Raw genomic sequence first — 23641 nt, 5'->3', positions numbered from 1 at the left:
GAACCGCTCCACCGCGGTGCCGGCGCTTCCTCCGCCGCCGGGTCGGGCAGTACCCGGGTGCCCTGCGGGCCGACCTCGGCGGCCGGGGCGGGGCGCTGCTCGGCCTTCGCAGTGGTGCCGGCGTCGTCACCCTCCCCGGCGTCGGCCTGCCGGGTGGCCTGGTCGGCCGCCTCGCGCGGTTCGGTGGGTGTCTCGTGGGTGCCGTCGAGGCCCGCCCGGGGTCCGCCGGTCGGTGGTACGGGGCTGGAGGGCTGCTCCTGGGTGACCGCCGGCTCCCCTTCCCGAGGTGAATCGGAAAGGTTTCCGTCGACCGGCCGGTCTGCTCCCGGCTGCGGCTCCGGCATCGCGGCAATCTCCTCTCGCGCCGACCCGAGGTTAGTACCGGTGTGCCACCGTGACCGAATCCGGCTCCTGCCCCGGCCCGTGCGGCGAGGCGTACCGGGCCCGTGCGGCCGAGCGCCGGGTGGTGGAGCAGGGGCCGCTAGTTGACAAGCGGGTCGGGCAGGTGTGGCGTGTTGGTCGGTGGGCGGGCGCGTACCCTTGGGCATCATGAGCGTCCCGTCCACCACACCGCGTCCCGTCGCGGCCAACTCCGTGTGGCCCCAACTGGAGTCGCTGCTGCCCCAGGTGACCAAGCCCATCCAGTACGTCGGTGGTGAGCTGGGCGCGGTGGTCAAGGACTGGGACGCGGCGACCGTGCGCTGGGCGCTGATGTACCCCGACGCGTACGAGGTCGGTCTGCCCAACCAGGGCGTGCAGATCCTCTACGAGGTGCTCAACGAGCTGCCCGACGTGCTCGCCGAGCGGACGTACGCGGTCTGGCCGGACCTGGAGAAGCTGATGCGCGCCCACGGCGTGCCCCAGTTCACCGTCGACGCCCACCGGCCGGTCCGCGACTTCGATCTCTTCGGGGTGTCGTTCGCCACCGAGCTGGGCTACACCAACCTGCTCACCGCGATCGACCTGGCCGGCGTACCGCTGCTCGCGGCCGACCGCACCGATGCCGATCCGGTGATCGTGGCCGGCGGGCACGCCGCGTTCAACCCCGAGCCCATCGCCGACTTCGTCGACGCCGCCGTGCTCGGCGACGGCGAGGAGGCGGTGCTGGAGATCACCGCGATCGTCCGGGAGTGGAAGGCCGAGGGCTGCCCGGGCGGCCGGGACGAGCTGCTGCTGCGGCTGGCCCGGACGGAGAGCGTCTACGTGCCGCGCTTCTACGACGTGGACTACCTGCCCGACGGCCGGATCCAACGGGTCGTGCCGAACCGGGCGGACGTGCCGTTCCGGGTGCACAAGCGCACGACGATGGACCTGGACGCCTGGCCGTACCCGAAGAAGCCGCTCGTCCCGTTGGCCGAGACGGTGCACGAGCGGTACGCGGTGGAGATCTTCCGGGGTTGCACCCGGGGTTGCCGGTTCTGCCAGGCGGGCATGATCACCCGTCCGGTGCGCGAGCGGTCGATCACCACCGTGGGGCAGATGGTGCAGCAGGGGCTGGAGTTCTCCGGCTTCCACGAGGTGGGCCTGCTGTCGCTGTCGTCGGCCGACCACTCCGAGATCGGCGACATGTGCTCCGGCCTCGCCGAGCAGTACCAGGGCACCAATGTCTCGCTCTCGCTGCCGTCCACCCGGGTTGACGCGTTCAACATCGACCTGGCCCAGGAGCTGTCCCGCAATGGCCGGCGGACCGGTCTGACCTTCGCCCCGGAGGGCGGGTCGGAGCGGATCCGCAAGGTGATCAACAAGATGGTGTCGAAGGACGACCTCATCCGCACCGTGGTCACCGCGTACACCAACGGCTGGCGGCAGGTGAAGCTCTACTTCATGTGCGGCCTGCCCACGGAGACGGACGAGGACGTCCTGGAAATCGCCGCCATGGCGCACGAGGTGATCAAGGCCGGCCGTGCCGCCACCGGCTCCAAGGACATCCGCTGCACCGTCTCCATCGGCGGGTTCGTGCCGAAGCCGCACACCCCGTTCCAGTGGGCGTCGATGGAACGTCCGGAGGTCATCGACCACCGGCTCAAGCTGCTCAAGCAGGCGATCAACGCCGACCGCTCGCTGGGCCGGGCGATCGGCTACCGCTACCACGACGGCGAGCCGTCGCTGATCGAGGGCCTGCTGTCCCGCGGTGACCGCCGGGTCGGCGCGGTGATCCGCCGGGTCTGGGAGAACGGCGGCCGGTTCGACGGCTGGAGCGAGCACTTCTCGTACCAGCGCTGGGTGGACGCCGCCACCGAGGTGCTGCCCGCCTTCGGGGTGGATCTCGACTGGTACACCACCCGGGAGCGCGAGGAGCTGGAGGTCCTGCCCTGGGACCACCTCGACTCCGGCCTCGACAAGGACTGGCTCTGGCAGGACTGGCAGGACTCGCTCAGCGAGTACGAGCAGGACGACTGCCGGTGGACGCCCTGCTTCGACTGCGGCGTCTGCCCGGCCATGGACACCGAGATCCAGATCGGCCCGACCGGCCGCAAGCTGCTCCCGCTGACCCCGGTCAACGGTCTGAAGCTGCCCGCCGGCGCCCAGCAGTGACCCCGGCGCCCCGGGAGGGGTCCGACACCGAGGAGCAGGACGATCAGTAGGAAACCACAGCCCGAGGGCGGCCAGGCACCGGTCGTCCAGCGCGTCCGGATCCGGTACGCCAAGCGTGGCCCGCTGCGGTTCACCTCGCACCGGGACTTCGCCCGGGCGTTCGAGCGGGCGTTGCGCCGCGCCGGCGTACCGGTGGCCTTCTCCCAGGGTTTCACCCCGCACCCCAAGATTTCGTACGCCAGCGCGGCGCCGACCGGGGTGGCGAGCGAGGCGGAGTACCTGGAGGTCGGCCTGCGGGAGCCGGTCGACCCGGCCGCGCTGCGTGCGGCGCTGGACGCCGCGCTCTCGCCCGGCCTCGACGTGCTCGACGTCGTGGTGGCCAGCGGCGGCGGCCTGGCCGACCGGATCGAGGCGTCCCACTGGCGGATCGAGCTGCCGGAGGTGGATCCCGCCGTGCTGGCGGCGGCGGTGGCCACCTTCACCGCCGCTGACGAGGTCATGGTCGAGCGGATGACCAAGCAGGGGCGGCGGACCTTCGACGCGCGGGGCGCCGTCATTACCATCGATGTAAGCGGCCCGCCGGTGACGCCTTCCGTGGCCCCGGCCGTACCGTGTGCGATACTCGAACTGGTCGTGCGGCAGGTCACCCCGTCCGTACGGCCCGATGACGTCCTTTCCGGCCTCCGCGTGGTGGCCGGCCTGGAGCCGCCGGTAGCCCCGAAGGTGATCCGGCTGGCTCAGGGCACGCTGACCGCGCAGGGTGCGATCGTGGATCCGCTGGACGCGGACCGCGACGGGGCAACCATCGGCGGGCGCTGACCGACGGTCGGCACCCAGGCAGGCAGACTTCGCCGGTCGCGCACGCCGTGCGCCCGGGGAAACACCTTTGCGGCAACCCTGCGTGGCAGCGCTCACCCGCGCCCGGGGAAGCCAGAACTGGAGAACGTCCATGCTCGAGAACGAGCCCGAGGGCGGCGAACGGACCGGCGCAAACCCGGCCGAGACCGCCAAGAACAGCACCGCCACCACGGCGAGTGAGACAACCGGTGCCGGGGCACCGCAGGACGCGACCGGCCCCGTGCCGGACGCCGTCGCGCCCGAGCAGGCCGACGGCACCGTGAGCGGTGCCGCCGACCTGGGCGGCGCGTCGGCCGCCGAGGCACCGCCCAAGCGGCGTGCCTCCCGGCGCCGGGCCACCCCGGTCAGCCAGCCGGAGCAGACCGACGCCCCGGTGGAGGCGTCCAGCGCCCCGGCCGTGGGCAGCGGGGAAGCGCCGCAGGCCGAGATCTTTGCCCCGGTCTCCGGCGACCTCGACGCCGCGCCGAAGACCACCCGCCGGCGTCGCAAGGCCACCACTGCTCAGAAGGCGGTCGAGGAGCCGCTGGCCGCGGCCGAGGTCGAGGCCGCCGGCGGAGATGTCGTGCCGCCCGTCAAGGTGACCCGTACCCGCCGCAAGAAGGCGGCTCCCGCAGCGGCCGCCGAGCCACCGGCGGAGCCGGCGGCCGGGCCGAGCCAGGAGCCCGCGATCGAGGAACCGCCGGCCGGTGCCGAGCCCCCGGCCGGCACCGACTTCGGCGCCGCCGTCCCGCCGACCGAGAGCGCTGCTGCCCTGCCGGCGGGTGAGCCCGCCAGGAGCGGCCCGGGTGAGCAGCCCGCCGTTCCGCCGGTTCAGGAAGCGGCCGAGGAGCCCGCGGCGGAGCCCCGGTCCCGCCGGCGGCGGGCCGCGCTCACCGCACCGACGGTGCTCTTCATGGCCCCGGAGGAGATCACGGCTGCCCGCGCAGCCGCTCCGGCGGCCGCTGCGGAGGAGGTCGTCGAGGAGCCGGCCGAGCCGGCCCGGCGGCGCCGCCGGGGTCGGCGGGAGGCCGAGCCCGTGGTGGAGGTCGAGGTCGACGAGGAACCCGCCGTGGAGGCCGAGGAGGACGAGGACGAGGAGACCGCTGCCGGGCGGCGCCGTCGCCGGCGTGGTCGCCGGGGCCGGGGTCGCGGCAAGGGCGGCACCGAGGACGTCGAGGACGTCGAGGACGAGGAGGCCGAGGAGGCCGTCCAGGCTGAGGCGGACGAGGCTGAGGCGGACGAGACCGGTGACGAGGCCGAGGGCGGCGACGGGATGACCCGTCGGCGCCGGCGGCGCCGTCGCCGGGGCGCCGGCGACACCGAGGGCGCCGCCGACGACGGCGTACCCACCGTGGTGAAGATCCGGGAGCCGCGCCGGACGGTCGACGAGGTGCAGGGCGTCTCCGGCTCGACCCGGCTGGAGGCCAAGCGGCAGCGCCGCCGGGACGGCCGCGAGCAGCGCCGGACCCGCCCGCCGATCCTCAGCGAGTCCGAGTTCCTGGCCCGCCGGGAGGCGGTCGACCGGGTGATGGCGGTACGCCAGCGCGGTGACCGCACCCAGATCGCCGTGCTCGAGGACGGCGTCCTGGTCGAGCACTACGTCACCCGCAACTCCGCCGGCACCATGGCCGGCAACGTCTACCTCGGCAAAGTGCAGAACGTGCTGCCCAGCATGGAGGCGGCGTTCGTCGACATCGGCCGGGGCCGCAACGCGGTCCTGTACGCCGGCGAGGTCAACTGGGACACCACCGGCCTGGAGGGGCGGGCCCGCTCGATCGAGCAGGCGCTCAAGTCCGGCGACTCGGTGCTGGTGCAGGTCACTAAGGACCCGATCGGGCACAAGGGTGCCCGCCTGACCAGCCACATCGCGCTCTCCGGCCGGCACCTGGTCTACGTGCCCGGCGGCAACGCCTCCGGGATCAGCCGCAAGCTGCCGGACACCGAGCGCAAGCGGCTGCGGGACGTGCTGAAGAAGCTCGTCCCGGACGGCGCCGGGGTGATCGTCCGGACCGCGGCCGAGGGGGCCAGCGAGGACGAGCTGGCCCGGGACGTCAAGCGGCTCCAGGCGCAGTGGGAGGACATCCAGGCCAAGGCGGCCGAGGGCGGCGCGCCGGTGCTGCTCTACGAGGAGCCGGATCTGGTCATCCGGGTGGTCCGCGACCTGTTCAACGAGGACTTCCGCGAGTTGGTGATCGAGGGCGACGGGGCGTACGACATGGTCGAGTCGTACCTGTCGCACGTCTCGCCGGACCTGGTCGCGCGGCTGCGCCGGCACGTCGGCACCACGGACGTCTTCGCGGAGTGCCGGATCGACGAGCAGATCCTCAAGGGGCTCGACCGCAAGGTCTTCCTGCCGTCCGGTGGTCACCTGGTGATCGACCGGACCGAGGCGATGACCGTGGTCGACGTCAACACCGGCAAGTACACCGGCGCCGGCGGCAACCTGGAGGAGACGGTCACCCGCAACAACCTGGAGGCGGCCGAGGAGATCGTCCGCCAGCTGCGGCTGCGGGACATCGGCGGCATCGTGGTGATCGACTTCATCGACATGGTGCTGGAGTCGAACCGGGAACTGGTGCTGCGCCGGCTGACCGAGTGCCTGGGCCGGGACCGCACCAAGCACCAGGTCACCGAGATCACGTCGCTGGGCCTGGTGCAGATGACCCGCAAGCGGATCGGCGCGGGGCTGCTGGAGGCGTTCAGCGAGACCTGTGAGTGCTGCAAGGGCCGTGGTCTGATCATCCACACCGAGCCGGTGCCGGAGAAGCCACGCGCGGGCGGCGCAGAGAAGGTGAAGGCGGTCGCCGGAGCGGGTGCCCCGGCGACCGAGCAGCCGACCGGCTCGTCCCGGCGTCGGGCCCGCAAGGGTGCCTCGGCCGAGCGGACCGTGGTGGAGGTCACCGAGACCGACACCACAAGCACCGCCGACGCCGACCTCCACGACACCATGGGCTACGACCTGTCCCGCTACGAGACGGAGACTCCGGCCGCGCCGGCCGTCGCGGACAGCCAGCAGGGCGAGTCCGCCCGGCTGGCCGCGCCGGACGACCCGGACGCGCTGAGCGAGGGCGACGAGGAGGACGGTGCCGAGGGTGGCACCGGCCGGCGGCGCTCCCGCCGGGGTGGCGCGCGCCGGCGTACCCGGCCGTGACCGGCTGAGCTGGCCCGCAACCGGCTGACGGAGCTGGCCCGTGACAGGCTGACGGAGCTGGCCCTGTGACCGGCTGACCGGTCCGGCGGCCGGTGGGTCGGGCCGGGTCCGGTTGGTTCGTGGCCGGCCGATGGTCGATGGGCCCCTCCTGGCGGCGAGTCCGCCGGGAGGGGCCTTGGCGTATGGCCGGGACCTTTGGCGCGCCCGCCGAACCCAGGGAGCCGGCTGTTAAGAAGGGGCCCTTCCTCTACCGCAGGCGTTAAGAAGGGGCCCTTCCTTGTACCCGGTTTGGGGTCGGGGCGGGCCATGGCGTAGGCTAGCCTGCGGCGCACTTTGGTGTGCCGAGTTCCCGCGTGCCCGCGCCGCCGTGCCTCTGCTACCCGGCGAGCCGCCGCGGGGACGCCCGTCAACAGCCTCAACGACAGGGAGTCCGCCTCCGATGTACGCGATCGTCAAGACCGGCGGCAAGCAGTACAAGGTCGCCGAAGGCGACGTGATCGAGGTCGAGAAGCTCGTCGGTGCCCCCGGCGACGCGGTGAAGCTCGCCGCGGTGCTCCTCGTCGACGGTGACGACCTGGTGACCGACGCGGCGAAGCTCGCTCAGGTCGAGGTGTCCGGCGAGATCGCCGCGCACACCAAGGGCCCGAAGATCCGGATCCACAAGTTCAAGAACAAGACCGGCTACCACAAGCGCCAGGGTCACCGCCAGCCGCTGACCCAGGTCAAGGTGACCGGCATCTCCAGCGGGAAGTAGGTCGTCCTCAGATGGCTCACAAAAAGGGTGCGTCCAGCTCGCGTAACGGCCGTGACTCCGCGGCCCAGCGGCTCGGCGTGAAGCGCTTCGGTGGTCAGGTCGTCAGCGCGGGTGAGATCCTCATCCGGCAGCGTGGCACCAAGTTCCACCCCGGTGACCTGGTCGGCCGCGGCGGCGACGACACGCTCTTCGCGCTGGCCGCCGGTGCGGTCCAGTTCGGCACCAAGCGCGGTCGCAAGACCGTCAGCATCGTGCCGCAGCAGTAGTTCTCCGGCGTAAGCGGGCCGTGGACCTGATGTCCCGGCCCGCTTCGTCATTTCTCGCGCGGGGACAGGCCCCGCTGGAAGGATTGCGGCGTGACGACGTTCGTTGACCGGGTCGTCCTGCACCTGCAGGCCGGCGACGGCGGGCACGGCTGTGTCTCGATCCACCGGGAGAAGTTCAAGCCGTTCGGCGGCCCCGACGGGGGGAACGGCGGGCACGGCGGCACCGTTTCCCTGGTGGTCGACGCGCAGGTGCACACGCTGCTCGACTTCCACTTCCGCCCGCACATCAAGGCCCCGAACGGCCGCGGTGGTGCCGGCTCGAACCGGGACGGCGCCAACGGCGGCGACCTGGTGCTCAAGGTGCCCGACGGGACGGTCGTGCAGACCGCGGACGGCACCGTGCTGGCCGACCTGGTCGGTGCCGGGACCACCTTCGAGGCGGCCCGGGGCGGGCGCGGTGGCCGGGGCAACGCCTCGCTGGCCAACGCCCGTCGCAAGGCGCCCGGCTTCGCCGAACTTGGCGAGCCGGGCGAGCAGCTGGACGTGGTGCTGGAGCTCAAGAGCGTCGCCGACGTCGGCCTGGTGGGCTTCCCGTCGGCCGGGAAGTCGTCGCTGATCTCGGTGATCTCCGCGGCCAAGCCGAAGATCGCCGACTACCCGTTCACCACCCTGGTGCCGAACCTCGGCGTGGTCCGGGTCGACAACCACACCTTCACGGTCGCCGACGTGCCCGGCCTGATCCCGGGCGCGGCCACCGGCAAGGGGCTGGGGCTGGAGTTCCTCCGGCACGTCGAGCGTTGCGCCGTGCTGGTGCACGTGATCGACACGGCCACCCTGGAGCCCGGTCGGGATCCGCTGGCCGACATCGACACCATCGAGGCGGAACTGACCGCGTACGGCGGCCTGGCCGACCGGCCCCGGCTGGTCGCGCTGAACAAGGTCGACGTGCCCGACGGGCGTGACCTCGCGGAGATCGTCCGGCCCGACCTGGAGGCGCGTGGCCTGCGGGTCTTCGAGGTGTCGGCGGCCACCCGCGAGGGGCTGAAGGAGTTCACCTACGCGATGGCCGAGCTGGTGGAGCAGGCGCGGTCCGCGGCACCGCCGGCCGAGCCGACCCGGATCGTGATCCGGCCGAAGGCGGTCGACGACGCCGGGTTCACCATCGAGGCGGAGCCGGACGGTTCGTACACCGTGCGCGGCACCCGCCCGCAGCGGTGGGTACACCAGACGAACTTCGACAACGACGAGGCGGTCGGCTATCTCGCCGACCGGCTGGCCCGGCTGGGTGTCGAGGATCAGCTGGCCAAGGCGGGCGCTCAGCCCGGCGACCTGGTCCGCATCGGCGAGCGGGAGTTCGACTGGCAGCCGACCCTCTACGCCGGGGTCGACTTCGTGCCCGGTGCCCGAGGCCGGGACGTCCGGCTGGAGGAACAGACGACCCGGGCCAACGCGGCCGAACGGCTGGCGGCCCGCAAGGCCCGCCGGCAGCGGCCGGCGGACGAGGTCGAGCCGACGCCGGACACCGACGAGGATGACGCCTGATAGCCGGGTGCGCTCCGAAATCGGGACAACTGCCAGAAACCTCCGGGAAATCCTGCGGGCATAGCGTGGCGTGATGTTGATCGAGTCCCGCCCCGCCACGGATCCGGAGGTCGCCGCGCTGGTCACGGCCCAGCAGCGCGAGCTCGGCGAGACCGGCGCGCCGCGGGACGACGTGCGCTACCTGGCGGTGGTGATCGCCGGCCGGGCGGTGGCCTGCGGTGGCCTTCGGGAGTTGGCCGAGGGTGTCGGCGAGCTGTCGGGGATGTACGTCCGCCCGGCGTACCGGGGCCGGGGGATCGGCCGGCAGTTGCTGGCCGCGCTGGAGGAACTGGCCTTCCGGCGGGGGCACTCGGTGCTCTGCGTGGAGGCCGGGACGAACCTGCCGGTCGCGATCTCGCTCTACCGGTCCGGCGGGTACGCGCCGGTGCCGGCCTACCGCGAGCACGTCGGCGGCCCGAACCGGGTCTGCCTCGGCAAGCGGCTGCCGGTCGCGGCCTGACGCTCAGGGGCGGTCGATCGGGTTGTCCAGTCGGCCGCCGGTGCCGGCCCGCCGGGACAGCAGCAGACCGAGGGCCAGCATGCCGATGCCGAGCAACAGGTGCAGCCAGTTGTCCGCGTTGTTCACCGGTATCCAGTTGGCTGATCCCTTGTTCACCACGGCCAGGCCGTAGATCCACAGCACGAGATACACCGCGCCTCCGCCGATCAGGAAGACTCGCGCGCCGGCCAGGGTGCGGGCCAGCACCAGGCCGACCAGGCCGAAGACGAGGTGCACCAGGTTGTGCAGGACCGAGACCTGGAACAGCCCGAGCAGCTTCGCCTCGGAATGGTGCCCGGCGAAGCTCAGGTCGTAGTAGTCGGTGGTGATGCCCGGGATGAACCCGAGAACCCCGATCAGGAGGAAGATCACCGCCAGGATCAGGGCGGCGAGCTGGGCCGGGGGTTTGCGCCCCGTCGTCCTGCCGCGAACGTTGTGCGCCATCGTTGGTCCCTTCGTCGGTCCGCCGCCGCCGTCCGTGCGCGCCGGGTTGGCACAGGTATGTCACTGATCCCGACGATTCCTCATTCTGGGGGCGGCCGGGACGACTCCGTGGAGAAATGCCGGACCGGGCGGTGCGGTGCCGCGCTGCTGGTCAGCCGGTACGGCGGACGTCGGTGACCACGAAACCGCTGGGCGGCAGCGCCGGCATCCGGCGCAGGTCGACCGCCAGGTCCTGCGGCGGTACGTCGTACCGCATCGCGCCGGTCAGCAGGGTCACCGCCTGCTTCAACAGCTCGATGGCGATCCACTCGCCAGCGCAGCGGTGCCCGGTGAGGTGTCCACCGCCGCCCTGCGGGACCAGCGTGAACGGGTCGCCCCGCCAGCCGGCGAAGCGTTCCGGCCGGAACAGCTCCGGCTCCGGCCACAGCTCCGGGTGATGGTCGGTGCCGTAGAGATCCAGCAGCACTCGGCGGTCCCGGGGAAAGTGGTAGCCCTGCCAGTCGAAGGAGCGCCGGACCCGGGCCGCGGCCACCGGGAAGAACGGGTAGTAGCGGCGTACCTCTTGAACGAACTGCTCGGTCACCTCGTCGCTGTCGCGTACCCGCTGCCGCCAACCGGGGTGGTCGTGCAGAGCCAGCGCGGCGAAGACCACGAACCCGGCCACGGCGACGGTCGGGCGCAACAGGTTCAGCAGCTCGACCGCGGCGACCCGGCGGGACAGCGGTCGGCCCTGGCCGTCGCGGTGCTCGGCGATCACCCGCAGGGCGCTGCCCTCCGACGCGGGCAGCGAGCCGGCGCGTACCCGCTCGACGAGGTCGCCGGCCCAGCGCTCGCCGCGCAGCCGGCCCAACCGCCCGCGCCAGTGCCGCGGCCCGATCGCCACGGCACTGTTGATCATGGCTTGCAGGTTCGCGGTACGCCGGTCCGCCTCGCCGGCGGCCAGCGGCACCCCGGCCCAGCCGCAGACCGCCCCGGTCAACATCGAGGCGACCTCGGTGTGCAGGGTCACCGGCCCGGCCAACTCCCAGGCGGGGATCCGGGCCTGCCACTCGTCGGCGAAGAGCCTCCCGAGGTGCCGGACGGCGGTCGGGGTCATCAGCGACATGAACATCGCCTTGCGGTCGTGGTGGGCGGCCCCGTCGAGGCCCTGCACGCCACCCCGGCCGGTCAGCGTCCGCTGCCCCCGAGTCGGCATGGCGCCTTCGCGGACGAACCGGTCGGCGTCGTAGAACAGTTCGGCGGCCGGCCGGCCGCGCAGGCAGATCGTCGGCTCCAGCAGCAGCCGGGCCTGGAAGATGTCGCTGCCGTGCCGCTCGCACCGCTCGCTGATGAATCGGTAGCCGGCCCGGAGGAAGGCCACGGTGCTGTCCGGGCTGTGGTCCCTCGGAATGGTCGCCATCAGGCCCCCCTGCCGCGTACGTGGCCACCCCCGGCCGCTTTGTCCGTTACCGGATGCTTCTACCCATATCCGTACCGCGGGAACGCGCCGGAGGTGACAAATAGACGGCGCCGAACGCTTAGGGACGGCAAGCGTACGTTTGCTGGCCCCTCCCAAGAGCCGAAGAACCTGGTTAGCTGCGGGCAGTGGCGTCGCCACCGTCCCGGTTCGGCGCGGTGGCGCACCCGCGCCGGCCGCTCCGCCTCACCAGGCGGTCGGCGGGGAGGCGGGTCGGCCGGCGCGGAAGCGGGGGAGGACGGATGCGGGACAGCAGTTCGGCGTACTGGCGGCGGTGGATGGACGGGCCGCTCATCGGCGGCGATCCGCCGCTGGTCGTGCCACCGGGGCGGGCGACCCGGACGGACCGGTTCTTCACCGTGCATCTCGGCTTCACCGCGCCCGACCTGGCCGCCGCCCGGGAGGTGGCGGTCGGGTACGCCAAAGCGTTGAGCCTGCTCCGGCCCGAGCTGGCGCTCGGCGCGTCCGCGCTGTCTCCGGCCGACGCCTGGCAGCGGGCCGAGCGGCTGTTCTGCGGCGCGATCGGCCCCGACGGCGAACGCTGCCTCGACGTCGCCGGCCATCCCGGTTTCCACCACGCACCCGGGCCCGGCGGCCTGGGTTGGGGCGACGGTGACCAGAACTGACTGGCCGGGCCCGGGTGGGGCGGCGATCGGCCGGCGGGTCGCGGCGCCGGCGCAGAGTCAGTCCAGGTCGAACTCGCCGTCCTGGGCACCGGCGACGAAGGCGTCCCACTCGGCCTGCGTGAACACCAGCACCGGGCCGTCCGGTTCGGCCGAGTTGCGCATGCCGATGAGGTCGTCGACGAAGGCGACCTCCACCGCCGCCTCCGAGGTGTCGCCCTCGGCCCGCTGCCATACCGCTCGGGAGAGGTCGAAATCACCCTTGGGGTGCGCTGTCATGGTCCAGTCCTCCAGTACCAGGGGAAATCGGGAAGCCGGTTCGTTCCCTCATCGGGCAGGATAAGCGGATGCCGAGCCTGAGCCGTGCAGAGTCGACCGCGCGTGGCGCGTCGATCACCGTCGCGTCCTACCAGGTGGACCTCGACCTGACCGGGGGCGGCGAGCGGTTCCGCTCGCACGTCACGATCCGGTTCCGGGCCACCGGCACCGAGACCTTCGCCGAGGTCAAGCCCGCGGAACTGCTGGCGGTACGCCTCAACGGCGCCGACCTCGACCCCGCCGCGCTGGACGACAACCGGCTGCCGTTGACCGGGCTGGCCGAGGAGAACACGCTCACCGTGGAAGCCGAGATGGCGTACACGAACACCGGCGAGGGGATGCACCGGTTCGTCGACCCCGCCGACGGCGAGACCTACCTCTACGCGATGTCCTTCCTGGACGATGTGCAGCGCATCTTCGCCGCCTTCGACCAGCCCGACCTGAAGGCGCCGGTCACCCTCTCGGTCACCGCCCCGGCACACTGGACGGTGGCGGCCAACGCCGGGCTGGCGGCCAACCCGAGTCCGGGGCGTTGGGAGTTCGCCCCCACCCTGCCCATCGCGACGTATTTCTTCAGCCTGATCGCCGGTCCCTGGCACGTTCGTCGTGACAGCCACGACGGGATTCCGCTCGGGGTCTACTGCCGACGGTCCCTCGCCGCGCACCTGGACGCCGACGCGGAGGAGATCTTCACCGTCACGAAGCAGTGCCTGGACCGCTTCCACCAGCTGTTCGACGAGCGCTACCCGTTCGGCAAGTACGACCAGGCGTTCGTGCCGGAGTTCAATGCCGGTGCGATGGAGAATCCGGGCCTGGTGACCTTCCGCGACGACTACATCTTCCGTTCGGCGGTCACCGACACCCAGCGCGAGCTGCGGGCCACCACCATCGCCCACGAGATGGCGCACATGTGGTTCGGTGACCTGGTCACCATGCGCTGGTGGGACGACCTGTGGCTGAACGAGTCGTTCGCGGAGTACCTGGGCACCCGGGTCACCGCCGAGGCGACCCGGTTCGGCGAGGCGTGGACGACCTTCGCCCTGCGCCGCAAGGCGTGGGGATACGCGGCCGACCAGCGCCCGTCCACCCACCCGGTCGCCCCCGAGCAGGTCACCGACGCCGCCGAGGGGCTGCTCAACTTCGACGGCATCTCGTACGCCAAGGGCGCCAGCGTGCTGCGGCAGTTGGTGGCGTGGCTCGGCGACGAGGCCTTCCTGGCCGGCCTGAACGACCACTTCGCCCGGCACCGGTTCGGCAACGCCACCCTGGCGGATCTCCTCGCCAGCCTGGCCTCCGCGAGCGGGCGGGACCTCAGCGGCTGGGCGGAGTCCTGGCTGCGTAGCGCACAGGTCAACACCCTGCGGGCCGAGGTGGCGGTGGCCGCCGACGGTCGCTACGCCGAGGTGGCCATCACGCAGACCGCGCCGCCGACGCATCCGGTGCTGCGCCCGCACCGCATCGGCGTGGGCCGGTACGCCGTCGACGGCACCGCCGACCGGTTCGAGGTCGACCTCGACCCGAAGACCGACGACGGCCGCACGGTGCTCGCCGGGCTGGCCGGTGAGCCGGCGGCGGCGGTGCTGCTGCCCAACGACGGCGACCTGACCTTCGCCAAGATCCGCCTGGATGCGGCCTCGGCCGATGCCGTACCGCTGCTGCTGCCCCGGCTGGCCGACCCGTTGGCCCGCGCGCTGCTCTGGGGCGAGGCGCTGGACGCGGCGACCGACGGCGAACGGCCGGTCCTCGCGGTGGTCGACCTGATCGCGGCGGCGCTGCCCGGCGAGGCCGAGGTGATCATCGCCGAGGACGTGCTGGCCCTGAGCCGCTCGCTGGTCGACCGCTACCTCGACCCGTTGGTGCGGCAGGGCGCGCTGGCCCGGGTCGCCGACGCCTGCCGGCGGCTGCTCGACGGTGCTGCGCCGGGGGAGTCGTTGCAGTTGGCCGCGGCGCGTGGCCTGATCTCCGCGACCGCCGACGCCGACCTGCTCGCCGGTTGGCTCGCCGGTCGGGACGTGCCGGTCGGGCTGGCCGTCGACACCGAGCTGCGCTGGGCGATCCTGGGCCGGCTGGTGGTGCTGGGCGCGGCCGGCGAGGCCGAGATCGCGGCGGAGGCGGCGGCCGACCCGAGCGCCGCCGGCGCGGAGCGGGCCGCCCGGTGCCGGGCCGCGCTGCCCGAACCGGCCGCGAAGCGGGCCGCGTGGGAGGTCATCGTGTCGAACACGGAGTTGTCCAACCGCCTGGTCGAGGCGACCGCTGCGGGCTTCTGGCAGCCGGAGCAGACGGAACTGACCGTCGACTACGTGTCTCGGTACTTCGCGGACATGCCGGCCGCCGCGCGGCTGCGTACGCCCTGGGTGGCCGACGAGGTGGCCAAGCTGGCCTTCCCCCGCTACGCCGTCGCCCAGCCCACCCGGGAGGCGGCCGCGGCGCTGCTGTCCGGCGACGATCTCACGCCGGGGTTGCGCCGGGTGGTCACCGACGCCGACGACGACCTGCGCCGCGCCCTGGTGGCCCGGACGGCGGTGGCCGCCACGATCGCCTGACCAGCGCCGGTTGCGCTGCCTGACCCGGTAAGTGCCGTTCGATGCCGCCGTCAGGCTTTTTTCCGCCCTCCGGCATAGCGACGCGGCCCTCGTGGCGTGTAGATGGGTGACACGAGGGAGGCGACGCATGGACGGTGCGGCCGAGCGGGAGTTCCGGGAGTACGTCGCGGCGCGGCAGGGAGCACTCTTCCGTACCGCGATCCTGCTCACCGGGCACCGGCAGGACGCCGAAGATCTGTTGCAGACGGCGCTGGCGAAGCTCGCCACCCGCTGGACGTCGTTGCAGGGCTCCGGTTCGCCCGACGCCTACCTGCGAAAGATCCTCTACCACCAGCAGGTCAGTCTGTGGCGCCGGATGCGCCACCGGCGCGAGCGGGCGTACGCCGAGTTGCCGGAACCGGTCGCGCAGGTTGCTGATCCCGCCGGCAACACCGAGTTGCGGGTGGCCCTGGCCGAGGCGCTGCGCGGGCTCACACCCCGGCAGCGCGCGGTCATCGTGCTGCGTTACTACGAGGATCTGCCCGAGGCCGAGATCGCTGCGATCCTGTCGTGCTCGGTGGGTACGGTGCGCAGCCAGACCCATCGCACCCTGGCCCGCCTTCGTGTCTCCTGTCCCGAGCTTTCGCTGACCATGGAGATGAGATGACCAATGACATCGAGAACCGCCTCGGCCGAGGGTTGCGCGAGCTCGCCGATGTGCCGGTACCTGCGGGCCTCGCCGAGGGGGCGCTTGCCCGCGCCCGGCGGGCCCGGCGTGCGTACGCCGTGACGACCGGGCTGGCAGCGGTGGCCGCGACGGGTGCCATCGCCGCGCCGTTCCTGCTGTCACCCGGGGGCGGAGCCGAGTCCGCACAGTTCGGCGCACCCCCGCCGGACCCGGTGACGGCACCGCCGCTGTCACCGACGACCGCGCCCGGGCCGGTCGGGTCGGCGGCGCCGGATGACTGCGTGGAGGCGACTCGGGTCACCGGCGACACCAAGCAGGTCGCGCCCGGCAACTGGCCCGAGTACGTGCGCATCGTGATGGACCGGCTACCCGAGGGCAAGAACTGGGTAATGCAGTCGGGTTACGGCCCGTGTCGTCCGAGCACGCAGGACATGTCCAATGCCTACTCGGTGATCAACCTGGGCCCCAACCGGGAGGACGGTGGGCATCTCACGCTCTATCTCGATGACGGGACGCACCAGCCGATGCTGCGCGACTGCGCGGAGGTCGAGGCAGCCGCCGCGCGGAAAGGGGCCGACGGCAACCGGCGCGGCGAGGTGGCCTTGTGCACGAAGGGCACCGCCAGCACGCCACTGTTCTACGCGATCAACGACAGTTACGGCCAGCTCGTCGCTGGCGCGGTGTGGGCCGATGGGCGCGCCGTGTGGATGGAGTCGATCCCCAATCCGGGTGAGCCGCTGCCGGTCGACGTCGATGGCCTGCGCGTGGTCGTGACGGACCGGGAGTTGGTGGACCAGCTCGGCTGAGCCGGCTGGCCTCCGGCGCGCGGGTGGCGGTGGGGTCGCCTGGACCTGGTCCCGGTCCGGCATGGGCCGGTAAAACAGGCTCTACGATCATGGGGTGGAGGAAGATAACCGGCGGATCGGGATCATGGGCGGCACGTTCGACCCGATCCATCAAGGGCACCTCGTGGCGGCGAGCGAGGTGGCGGACCGGTTCGGGCTCGACGAAGTGATCTTCGTGCCGACCGGTCAGCCGTGGCAGAAGGCGGACGTCCCGGTCAGCTCGGCCGAGGACCGCTACCTGATGACGGTGATCGCCACCGCCTCCAACCCGCGTTTCCAGGTCAGCCGGGTGGACATCGACCGGGGCGGCCCGACCTACACCGTCGACACCCTGCGCGACCTGCACGCCGAGTACGGCCCGAAGGTGCAGCTGTTCTTCATCACCGGCGCGGACGCCCTGGAGCGGATCCTGAGCTGGAAAGACCTGGACGAGATCTTCGAGCTGGCGCACTTCATCGGGGTCACCCGGCCGGGCTTCGAGTTGACCGACGCCCACCTGCCCGCCGACACGGTCAGCCTGGTGCAGGTGCCGGCGATGGCGATTTCGTCCACCGATTGCCGGGCGCGGGTCGCCCGCGGTGAGCCGCTGTGGTACCTGGTGCCGGACGGTGTGGTGCAGTACATCGCGAAGAGGCGCCTCTACCAGGAGTGATTTGGCTGTTTCATCCCGCTTTCCGGGCGAAACTGGCGAGTCGGGATTCCGGGGCGTGTGAGAGGCTGGGAGCATCGCACGGTTGATCGAAGGAGAACGGTGACAGTTTCCGAACGCGCTCACGAGCTGGCGATCGCCGCCGCCCAGGCCGCGGCCGACAAGAAGGCGCAGGACATCGTCATCATCGACGTGGGCGACCAGCTCGCCATCACCGACGCGTTCCTGCTCGCCGCGGCCCCGAACGAGCGCCAGGTGCTGGCCATCGTCGACGCCATCGAGGAGGCCCTGCTCGACCTGCCGGAGAAGGCGAAGCCGGTCCGGCGTGAGGGCGAACGCGGCGGGCGTTGGGTGCTGCTCGACTACGTCGACATCGTGGTGCACGTCCAGCACACCGAGGAACGCGAGTTCTACGCCCTCGACCGGCTCTGGAAGGACTGCCCGACCATCCCGTTCGTCGACCGGGACCTCGCCCGCGCCGAGGCCGCCGCCGGCACAGGCGAGTGACCCGGCTGGTCGTCTGGCGGCACGGCAACACCGACTGGAACGCCGCCAGCAGGGTGCAGGGGCAGACCGACGTACCGCTCAACGACCTTGGCCGGGAGCAGGCCCTCCAGGCCGCGCCGCTGCTCGCCGCGCTACGCCCGGACGCCATCGTCGCCAGCGACCTGAGCCGCGCGGCGGACACCGCCGCCGCGCTGGCCGCGCTGACCGGCCTGCCGGTGCGCTCCGACGCCCGGCTGCGCGAACGCCACTTCGGCCGCTGGCAGGGGCTCCTCCTCACCGAGGTCGCCGAGCAGTTCCCCGACGAGTACGCCCGCTGGCGGGCCGGTGACCCCGACCCGGGCGCGGACATCGAACCGCTGGACGAGTTGGGCAAGCGGATCGGCACCGCATTGCAGGAGGCCGCCGACGAGGTGGCCGGCGGCACGGTCGTCATCGCCACCCACGGCGGCGCGGCCCGCCAGGGCTGCGGCAACCTGCTCGGCTGGGAACACAGCGTGCTGCGCACCGTCGGCTCGCTGCGTAACTGCCACTGGACGGAGCTGCGCCACGACGTCGGGCGCGGGTGGCACCTGCGGGCCCACAACGTCGGGCCGATCGGCGTACCCGCCGCCCCGGCCACGCCCTCCGTCGCTGCCGCGCCACCCGCCGCCGACCCGGTCTGACACCGCCTCCGGCGCCGGCGAGGCCGCCTTCGGTGCGTCGTGCCAACACAGCGTGGCCCGACAGCGCGACCGGCCGGATCCTCCGACGCGGCCGGGCGGGCGGCCGCCCAGCCGGATCGGTTACCGTGCCGGGCATGCCCGTCGCGGTCGTGACCGACTCCACCGCCTACCTCCCGCCCGAACTGGTGCAGGCGCACCGGCTGACCGTGGTGCCGCTGACCGTGGTACTGAACGGTGTCGAGGGACTGGAAGGGGTGGAGCTCTTCCCGGCGGACGCCACCCGCGCGCTGACCGGGCGACGGGTCTCGGTGAGCACGTCCCGCCCGTCGCCGGAGCAGTTCGCCGGCACCTACCGCGAGCTGCTGGACGCCGGGGCGGAGGGCGTGGTTTCGGTGCACCTGTCGGCCGGGCTCTCCGGCACGGTGGAGGCCGCCGAGCTGGCCGCCGCGCAGTTCGGTGACCGGGTGACCGTGGTGGACAGCCGCTCCTGCGGGATGGGTCTGGGCTTCCCGGCCGTCGCCGCGGCCCGGGCCGCCGAGGAGGGCGCCGACCTGGCCGGCGTACGCGCCGCCGCCGTGGACGCCGTGGCGCGTACCACCATCTTCTTCTACGTCGACACCCTGGAGTTCCTGCGCCGGGGCGGCCGGATCAACGCGGCCGAGGCACTGCTCGGCACGGCACTCTCGGTCAAGCCGATCATGCACATGCCGGACGGCGGGATCGTGTTGCGGGACAAGGTGCGTACGGCCAGCCGGGGAGTGGCGCGGCTGGTCGACCTCGCCGTCGAGGCGGCCGGCGACGCACAGGTCGACCTCGCGGTGCATCACCTCGCCGCGCCGCAACGGGCCGAGGACCTGCTCGGGGCGCTGGCCGCCCGGCTCGGTGCCCGCCTGCACGACGCGTACGTCTCCGAGGCCGGTGCCGCCGTCGCCGCCCACGCCGGCCCCGGCCTGGCCTGCGTGGTGATCCACCGCCACCCACCTGGGACGTGAGGGGCGCGCGGCCTTGATCGTCTGCGCTCTGCTGACTCGACCCGCCGGTCGGGAGTCACCGAACGCGGGCGATCAAGGTCCAGTAGCCGGCGGCGTCCAGGAATCGCAAGATCGGCGGTGGCGGGCGGCGGGTGCGGGGTACGAAACGATGGGCCGTCGGGAGAACGGGGGTGCCGGATGTCCTGTGTGGTGACCGGGGGCGGGCGCGGAATCGGACGGGGGATCGTGGAGCGGCTGCTCGCCCAGGGCGAGACCGTGGCGGTGATCGAGCGCGATCCGGACGCGGTGTCCTGGGTGGAGCGACATGCCGAGGTCGGTCGGCTGGCGGCGGTGGTCGGCGACGCCGCCGACGAGGCGGTCGCCGCCCGCGCCGCCGACCTGGCGGAACGGACCCAGCCTCTTACCGGCTGGGTGAACAACGCCGCGGTGTTCCGGGACGCCTCCGTGCACGACGCCCCAGTCGACGAGGTGGTCGACCTGATCACCCGCAATCTGCGCCCCGCCGTGGTCGGGTCCGCCACCGCGGTACGTCGTTTCCTCGCCGCCGGAACCGCCGGCGCCGTCGTGAACGTCTCGTCCCACCAGGCCAGCCGTCCGGTGCCCGGTTGCCTGCCGTACGCCACGGCCAAGGCCGCCGTCGAAGGGCTGACCCGGGCGCTGGCCGTCGAGTACGGCCCGCAGGGCATCCGGGCCAACGCGGTCGCCCTCGGCTCGGTGACCACGGAGCGGCACGAGGCGTTCCTCGCCGGCCAGGAAGCGGGCGAGGTGGAGCGGATCGAGGCGGAGTTGGCCCGGCTGCACCCGGTGGGCCGGGTCGGTCAGCCGCAGGACGTGGCGGCCGCGGTGGCGTACCTGCTCTCGCCGGCGGCCAGCTTCGTCAACGGCGTCACCCTGCCGGTCGACGGCGGGCGCGCCGTCCTCGGCCTCGACCCGGAATCGCACTGACAGCGGAGCGGCTGTCCGCCGATGGTGTGTTGGTCGGGTGGCATGATCGGCGCCTTGGATTTCGGCGACGATCATTCTCCTAGCACAACCCGGGCATGATCAGGGCGTTGTCCACAGGCTTGGGGTTGTCCACAACGGAGGAGTAAGCGACCCACCGGACCCCGCCTCGCCGTCCTAGCCTCGCGCCGTGTCCAACGACGAGGAGACAGCGGTCCGGGAGCGCCTCTGGCGACTGATGCCTGGTGCGGCCCCGCGCGGTTCGGACGTACCGCCGACGCCCGTGCCCGGCGCACTCCCGGCCGGTCCGCTGTCGGCCGATGCGCTGTCAGGTGGCCCGCCGTCGGGCGATGCGCTGTCGGGTGGTCCACTCCCGGGCGATGCGCCGTCGAGCGGCTCGCTGCCGGGGGAGGCGCTCCCGGGCGATGCGCTGTCGGGTGGATCCGCGACGTCGGGTGGATCCGTGGCGTCGTTGCGCCGCCGCGATCCGGCGCCGTCGGTCGTCCCGGTTTCGCCCTCCCCGCTGGAGTGGCCGACCGTGCTCCTGCCCGTCCGCTCCGCCGACACTGGCCGAGAACCGCCCTCGCCCACCTCACCCAGGCTCGTTCGCCCCGCCGGGCCAGGTCCGGCGGAGCCGGAGCCGCAGCCAGAGCCGGCAGGCGACGCGGACGACACGTCACCGGTGTCCCGGTTGCCGGGGCCGGGAGCGTTCGACCCGGGCCGGCGGGGTGTCCGGGCGCTGGCGGTCGTCGCGGTCCTGGTGGTGCTCGGTGTCGCCGGCTGGACCTGGCGGTCTCGGCCGCAGGTCGAGCCGGTCGCCGCCGTGACCGGCGCGCCCGCCACGCCCGATCCGGCGGAGGTGACGGGGGATGAGCCGGCCGACGCGCCGACCGGCGAGTTGGTGGTCGCCGTGGCGGGCAAGGTCCGCCGGCCCGGGTTGGTGCGACTTGCGGCCGGGGCCCGGGTCGCCGATGCCGTCGATGCGGCCGGTGGGGCGTTGCCCGGGGTGGACGTGGCGATGCTCAACCCGGCCCGCAAGGTCACCGACGGCGAGTTGATCCTGGTCGGCGTACCGGCACCCACCCCAGCGGCGGGGGCACCGCCGGGCGCGGGCCCGGTTGCGGGTGCCGATCCCGGCACGGGCGGGCGGGTCAACCTCAACACCGCCACGGCGACGCAGCTCGAAACGCTGCCCGGGGTGGGGCCGGTGCTCGCCCAGCGGATCATCGAGCATCGCGACCGGCACGGCGGCTTCCGGTCCGTCAGCGACCTGCGCCAGGTCAACGGCATCGGCGACGCGCGGTACGAGCAGCTCAAAGACCTGGTGACGGTGTGACGGCGGACCGGGCACCCACATCCCGGCCGGCGAGGATGGTGGCCGGGCTGGTCCGGGCCGGCAGGACAACCGCGTCGGCGCTCGTCGGGGCGGTGCGGGCCGACGGGAGAGCCGCGTCGGCGGCCGTCGGGGCGGTGCGGGCCGACGGGAGAGCCGCGTCCGAGCCGCCGAGGACGGTAGCCGCGGCGGAGCGGGCCGGCGGTGCCACCATCGGGGCGGCCGGGGCGATCGCCGGGCTGGGCAGTGGAGAAGCGCCGGATCTCCGGCTGGCCGGGCTGGCCCTGGCGGCCTGGCTCACCGCGTTGGCCGGGCTGCACCTCAGCGCCGCGCGGACGCTGCTGGTTGCCGCCGTCGCGGCGGGCCTGGCCGTGCTGGCCGCACTGCACCTGCTCGGGGTCGCCGGCCGCCCCGGCGCGGTTGCCCGCCGCTACGGCTGGATCGCGGTGGCGGTGCTGATCGGCGTGGTCTGCGGCGGTGCCACCACCTCGGCCCGGCTGGCCGTACGCGATGCCGAGCCGCTGCGCGTCCTGGTCGACGAACGGGCCCGGGTCACCGCCGAACTGGTCGTCCGGGACGACCCCCGGCCGGTACGCGGCGGCATCGTGGGCCGTCCACCCACCCTGCTGGTGCGGACCAAGCTGGTGACCGTCACCGGCCCGGCCGGGCAGCGGGTCACCGCGCCGGCCCGGGTGCTGGTGCTGGCCAGCGATCCGGCCTGGCGGGGGCTGCTGCCCGGGCAACGGCTCACCGCCGAGGGACGGCTGGCCGAACCGCGCGGCGGCGACCTGACCGGTGCCGTGCTTCTCGCCGTCGGCCCGCCCGACCGGCACGGGGGGCCGTCGGCCCTGCAACGGGCCGCCGGTCGGCTCCGGGCCGGCCTGCAACAGGCCTGCGTGCCGCTGCCCGACGAGCCGGGCGGCCTGCTGCCCGGACTGGTGGTCGGCGACACCAGCCGGCTGCCCGACACGGTCGAGGAGGACTTCCGAGCCACCGGAATGACGCATTTGAATGCCGTGTCCGGCTCCAACGTCGCGATCATCGTGGGAGCGGTGTTGCTGGTGGCCCGCTGGGCGCGCGCCGGTCCCGCACTGGCCGCCACGCTGTGCGGGCTGGCCCTGGTGGGTTTCGTCATCCTGGTTCGGCCGTCGCCGAGCGTGGTTCGCGCCGCCACCATGGGCGCGATCGGGCTCGCCGCCCTGGCCGCCGGTCGGCCCAGGGCGGCGGTGCCGGCGCTGGCCGCCGCCGTGGCGGTGCTGGTGCTGGTCGATCCCGACCTGGCCGGCGATGCCGGCTTCGCGCTGTCCGTGCTGGCCACCGGCGGCCTGCTGCTGCTCGCCCCGAGCTGGCGGGACGGTCTGCGCCGGCGGGGCGTACCGCCGGGGGCGGCCGAGGCACTGGCGGTGCCGGCCGCCGCGCAGCTGGCCTGTTCGCCGGTGATCGCCGGCCTGTCGGGCACCGTCAGCCTGGTCGCGGTGCCGGCGAACCTCCTCGTGGTGCCGGCGATCGCTCCGGCCACGGTGCTCGGCGTGGTGGCCGCGACAGTGTCGCCGATCTGGCCGTACGGCGCCGAGCTTGCCGCCTGGCTGGCGCACTGGCCGGCATGGTGGCTGGTGCTGGTCGCCCGGTACGGGGCCCGAGTGCCGGCGGGCAACCTGCCCTGGCCCGGCGGGGTGTCCGGGGCGCTGCTGCTGGCGGCGCTGACCGTGGTTCTGCTGGTCGCCGCCCGACGGCCCGTCGTGCGCCGGCTGGTGGCGGTGCTCACCGTCGCGGTGATGCTCGGCACCGTGCCGGTGCGGGTGGTCGCCCCGGGGTGGCCGCCGAAGGGCTGGGTGATCGCCGTCTGCGCCGTCGGCCAGGGTGACACCGTGGTGTTGCCGGTGGCGGCCGGGCGGGCGATCGTGGTCGACACCGGCCCGGATCCGGCGGCGGCGGACGCGTGCCTGCGTCGGCTCGACGTACGCCGGGTGCCGCTGCTGGTGGTCAGCCACTTCCACGTCGACCACACCGGCGGCGTGGCGGGGGTCTTCCGGGGGC

At 73.2% G+C, this 23641-nt stretch carries 21 protein-coding genes and 1 pseudogene; 18 read left to right on the top strand and 4 right to left on the bottom strand.

The genetic code is table 11. From position 1 onward, the window contains the following. Positions 1 to 344: pseudogene (locus C1I95_RS16500) on the bottom strand (hypothetical protein); the annotation flags it as partial. 205 nt (positions 345 to 549) lie between these two features. Here C1I95_RS16500 and C1I95_RS16495 point away from each other — a divergent pair. From C1I95_RS16495 to C1I95_RS16465, 7 genes are all read left to right on the top strand, one after another. Continuing rightward, complete coding sequence (locus C1I95_RS16495) at positions 550 to 2535, top strand: TIGR03960 family B12-binding radical SAM protein (RefSeq protein ID WP_111214725.1); 1986 nt, start codon at positions 550 to 552, stop codon at positions 2533 to 2535. Between the two features lie 99 nt (positions 2536 to 2634). After that, positions 2635 to 3354, top strand: a complete 720-nt coding sequence (locus C1I95_RS16490) for a TIGR03936 family radical SAM-associated protein (RefSeq protein WP_111214724.1) — start codon at positions 2635 to 2637, stop codon at positions 3352 to 3354. Between the two features lie 130 nt (positions 3355 to 3484). Continuing rightward, complete coding sequence (locus C1I95_RS16485; protein WP_111214723.1) at positions 3485 to 6523, top strand: Rne/Rng family ribonuclease; 3039 nt, start codon at positions 3485 to 3487, stop codon at positions 6521 to 6523. 439 nt (positions 6524 to 6962) lie between these two features. After that, the gene (gene rplU, locus C1I95_RS16480; protein WP_013735422.1) at positions 6963 to 7277 is read left to right on the top strand and encodes a 50S ribosomal protein L21; all 315 of its coding nucleotides are present in this window, start codon (positions 6963 to 6965) and stop codon (positions 7275 to 7277) included. A gap of 11 nt (positions 7278 to 7288) precedes the next feature. Continuing rightward, positions 7289 to 7543: a 50S ribosomal protein L27 gene (gene rpmA / locus C1I95_RS16475; protein WP_088975624.1), complete on the top strand. Its 255-nt coding sequence runs from the start codon at positions 7289 to 7291 to the stop codon at positions 7541 to 7543. 90 nt (positions 7544 to 7633) lie between these two features. After that, positions 7634 to 9085 carry a GTPase ObgE gene (gene obgE / locus C1I95_RS16470; RefSeq protein WP_111214722.1) on the top strand — a complete coding sequence of 484 codons (1452 nt, stop codon included), beginning with the start codon at positions 7634 to 7636 and terminating at the stop codon, positions 9083 to 9085. A 73-nt stretch (positions 9086 to 9158) separates the two neighbouring features. After that, positions 9159 to 9584 carry a GNAT family N-acetyltransferase gene (locus C1I95_RS16465; RefSeq protein WP_111214721.1) on the top strand — a complete coding sequence of 142 codons (426 nt, stop codon included), beginning with the start codon at positions 9159 to 9161 and terminating at the stop codon, positions 9582 to 9584. 3 nt (positions 9585 to 9587) lie between these two features. Here the strand turns inward: C1I95_RS16465 and C1I95_RS16460 are convergent, their stop codons facing one another. Together C1I95_RS16460 and C1I95_RS16455 are read right to left on the bottom strand one after the other, a co-directional pair. Next, positions 9588 to 10067: a DUF4383 domain-containing protein gene (locus C1I95_RS16460; RefSeq protein WP_111214720.1), complete on the bottom strand. Its 480-nt coding sequence runs from the start codon at positions 10065 to 10067 to the stop codon at positions 9588 to 9590. A 151-nt stretch (positions 10068 to 10218) separates the two neighbouring features. Beyond that, positions 10219 to 11466 (bottom strand): cytochrome P450, encoded by a 1248-nt coding sequence (locus C1I95_RS16455; RefSeq protein WP_111214719.1) that lies wholly within the window; start codon positions 11464 to 11466, stop codon positions 10219 to 10221. A 299-nt stretch (positions 11467 to 11765) separates the two neighbouring features. Here C1I95_RS16455 and C1I95_RS16450 point away from each other — a divergent pair, with 299 nt between their 5' ends. After that, positions 11766 to 12149 carry a beta/alpha barrel domain-containing protein gene (locus C1I95_RS16450; protein ID WP_111214718.1) on the top strand — a complete coding sequence of 128 codons (384 nt, stop codon included), beginning with the start codon at positions 11766 to 11768 and terminating at the stop codon, positions 12147 to 12149. Between the two features lie 57 nt (positions 12150 to 12206). Here C1I95_RS16450 and C1I95_RS16445 read toward each other — a convergent pair whose 3' ends face one another. Further along, the gene (locus tag C1I95_RS16445) at positions 12207 to 12425 is read right to left on the bottom strand and encodes a DUF397 domain-containing protein (RefSeq protein WP_093407559.1); all 219 of its coding nucleotides are present in this window, start codon (positions 12423 to 12425) and stop codon (positions 12207 to 12209) included. Between the two features lie 68 nt (positions 12426 to 12493). On the opposite strand from C1I95_RS16445, the gene pepN reads away from it, so the two are divergent. The 10 genes from pepN to C1I95_RS16395 form a co-directional block, all read left to right on the top strand. Next, positions 12494 to 15007 carry an aminopeptidase N gene (gene pepN, locus C1I95_RS16440; protein WP_111214717.1) on the top strand — a complete coding sequence of 838 codons (2514 nt, stop codon included), beginning with the start codon at positions 12494 to 12496 and terminating at the stop codon, positions 15005 to 15007. A gap of 127 nt (positions 15008 to 15134) precedes the next feature. Next, the gene (locus C1I95_RS16435) at positions 15135 to 15653 is read left to right on the top strand and encodes a SigE family RNA polymerase sigma factor (RefSeq protein ID WP_111214716.1); all 519 of its coding nucleotides are present in this window, start codon (positions 15135 to 15137) and stop codon (positions 15651 to 15653) included. After that, positions 15650 to 16480: a hypothetical protein gene (locus tag C1I95_RS16430; protein WP_111214715.1), complete on the top strand. Its 831-nt coding sequence runs from the start codon at positions 15650 to 15652 to the stop codon at positions 16478 to 16480. The genes C1I95_RS16435 and C1I95_RS16430 overlap by 4 nt, the downstream gene beginning before the upstream one ends. Before the next feature lie 94 nt (positions 16481 to 16574). Beyond that, positions 16575 to 17171, top strand: a complete 597-nt coding sequence (gene nadD / locus C1I95_RS16425) for a nicotinate-nucleotide adenylyltransferase (protein WP_111214714.1) — start codon at positions 16575 to 16577, stop codon at positions 17169 to 17171. Positions 17172 to 17270: 99 nt separating this feature from the next. Beyond that, the gene (gene rsfS, locus C1I95_RS16420; RefSeq protein ID WP_111214713.1) at positions 17271 to 17675 is read left to right on the top strand and encodes a ribosome silencing factor; all 405 of its coding nucleotides are present in this window, start codon (positions 17271 to 17273) and stop codon (positions 17673 to 17675) included. Next, positions 17672 to 18337 (top strand): histidine phosphatase family protein, encoded by a 666-nt coding sequence (locus C1I95_RS16415; protein ID WP_111214712.1) that lies wholly within the window; start codon positions 17672 to 17674, stop codon positions 18335 to 18337. Before rsfS ends, C1I95_RS16415 begins: the two co-directional genes overlap by 4 nt. Positions 18338 to 18471: 134 nt before the next feature. Continuing rightward, positions 18472 to 19329 (top strand): DegV family protein, encoded by an 858-nt coding sequence (locus tag C1I95_RS16410; RefSeq protein WP_111214711.1) that lies wholly within the window; start codon positions 18472 to 18474, stop codon positions 19327 to 19329. Positions 19330 to 19506: 177 nt separating this feature from the next. After that, complete coding sequence (locus C1I95_RS16405; protein WP_111214710.1) at positions 19507 to 20274, top strand: SDR family NAD(P)-dependent oxidoreductase; 768 nt, start codon at positions 19507 to 19509, stop codon at positions 20272 to 20274. A gap of 520 nt (positions 20275 to 20794) precedes the next feature. Next, positions 20795 to 21607, top strand: coding sequence for a ComEA family DNA-binding protein (locus C1I95_RS16400; protein ID WP_233513705.1), 813 nt, complete (start codon positions 20795 to 20797; stop codon positions 21605 to 21607). Then, positions 21604 to 23641: ComEC/Rec2 family competence protein (locus C1I95_RS16395; RefSeq protein WP_233513704.1), on the top strand; the 2038-nt coding region annotated here is incomplete at its 3' end. The genes C1I95_RS16400 and C1I95_RS16395, both read left to right, overlap by 4 nt.

This window comes from Micromonospora craterilacus, from assembly GCF_003236315.1.
GTDB lineage: Bacteria > Actinomycetota > Actinomycetes > Mycobacteriales > Micromonosporaceae > Micromonospora > Micromonospora craterilacus.
This window is presented reverse-complemented; position numbering and strand designations above follow the sequence as displayed.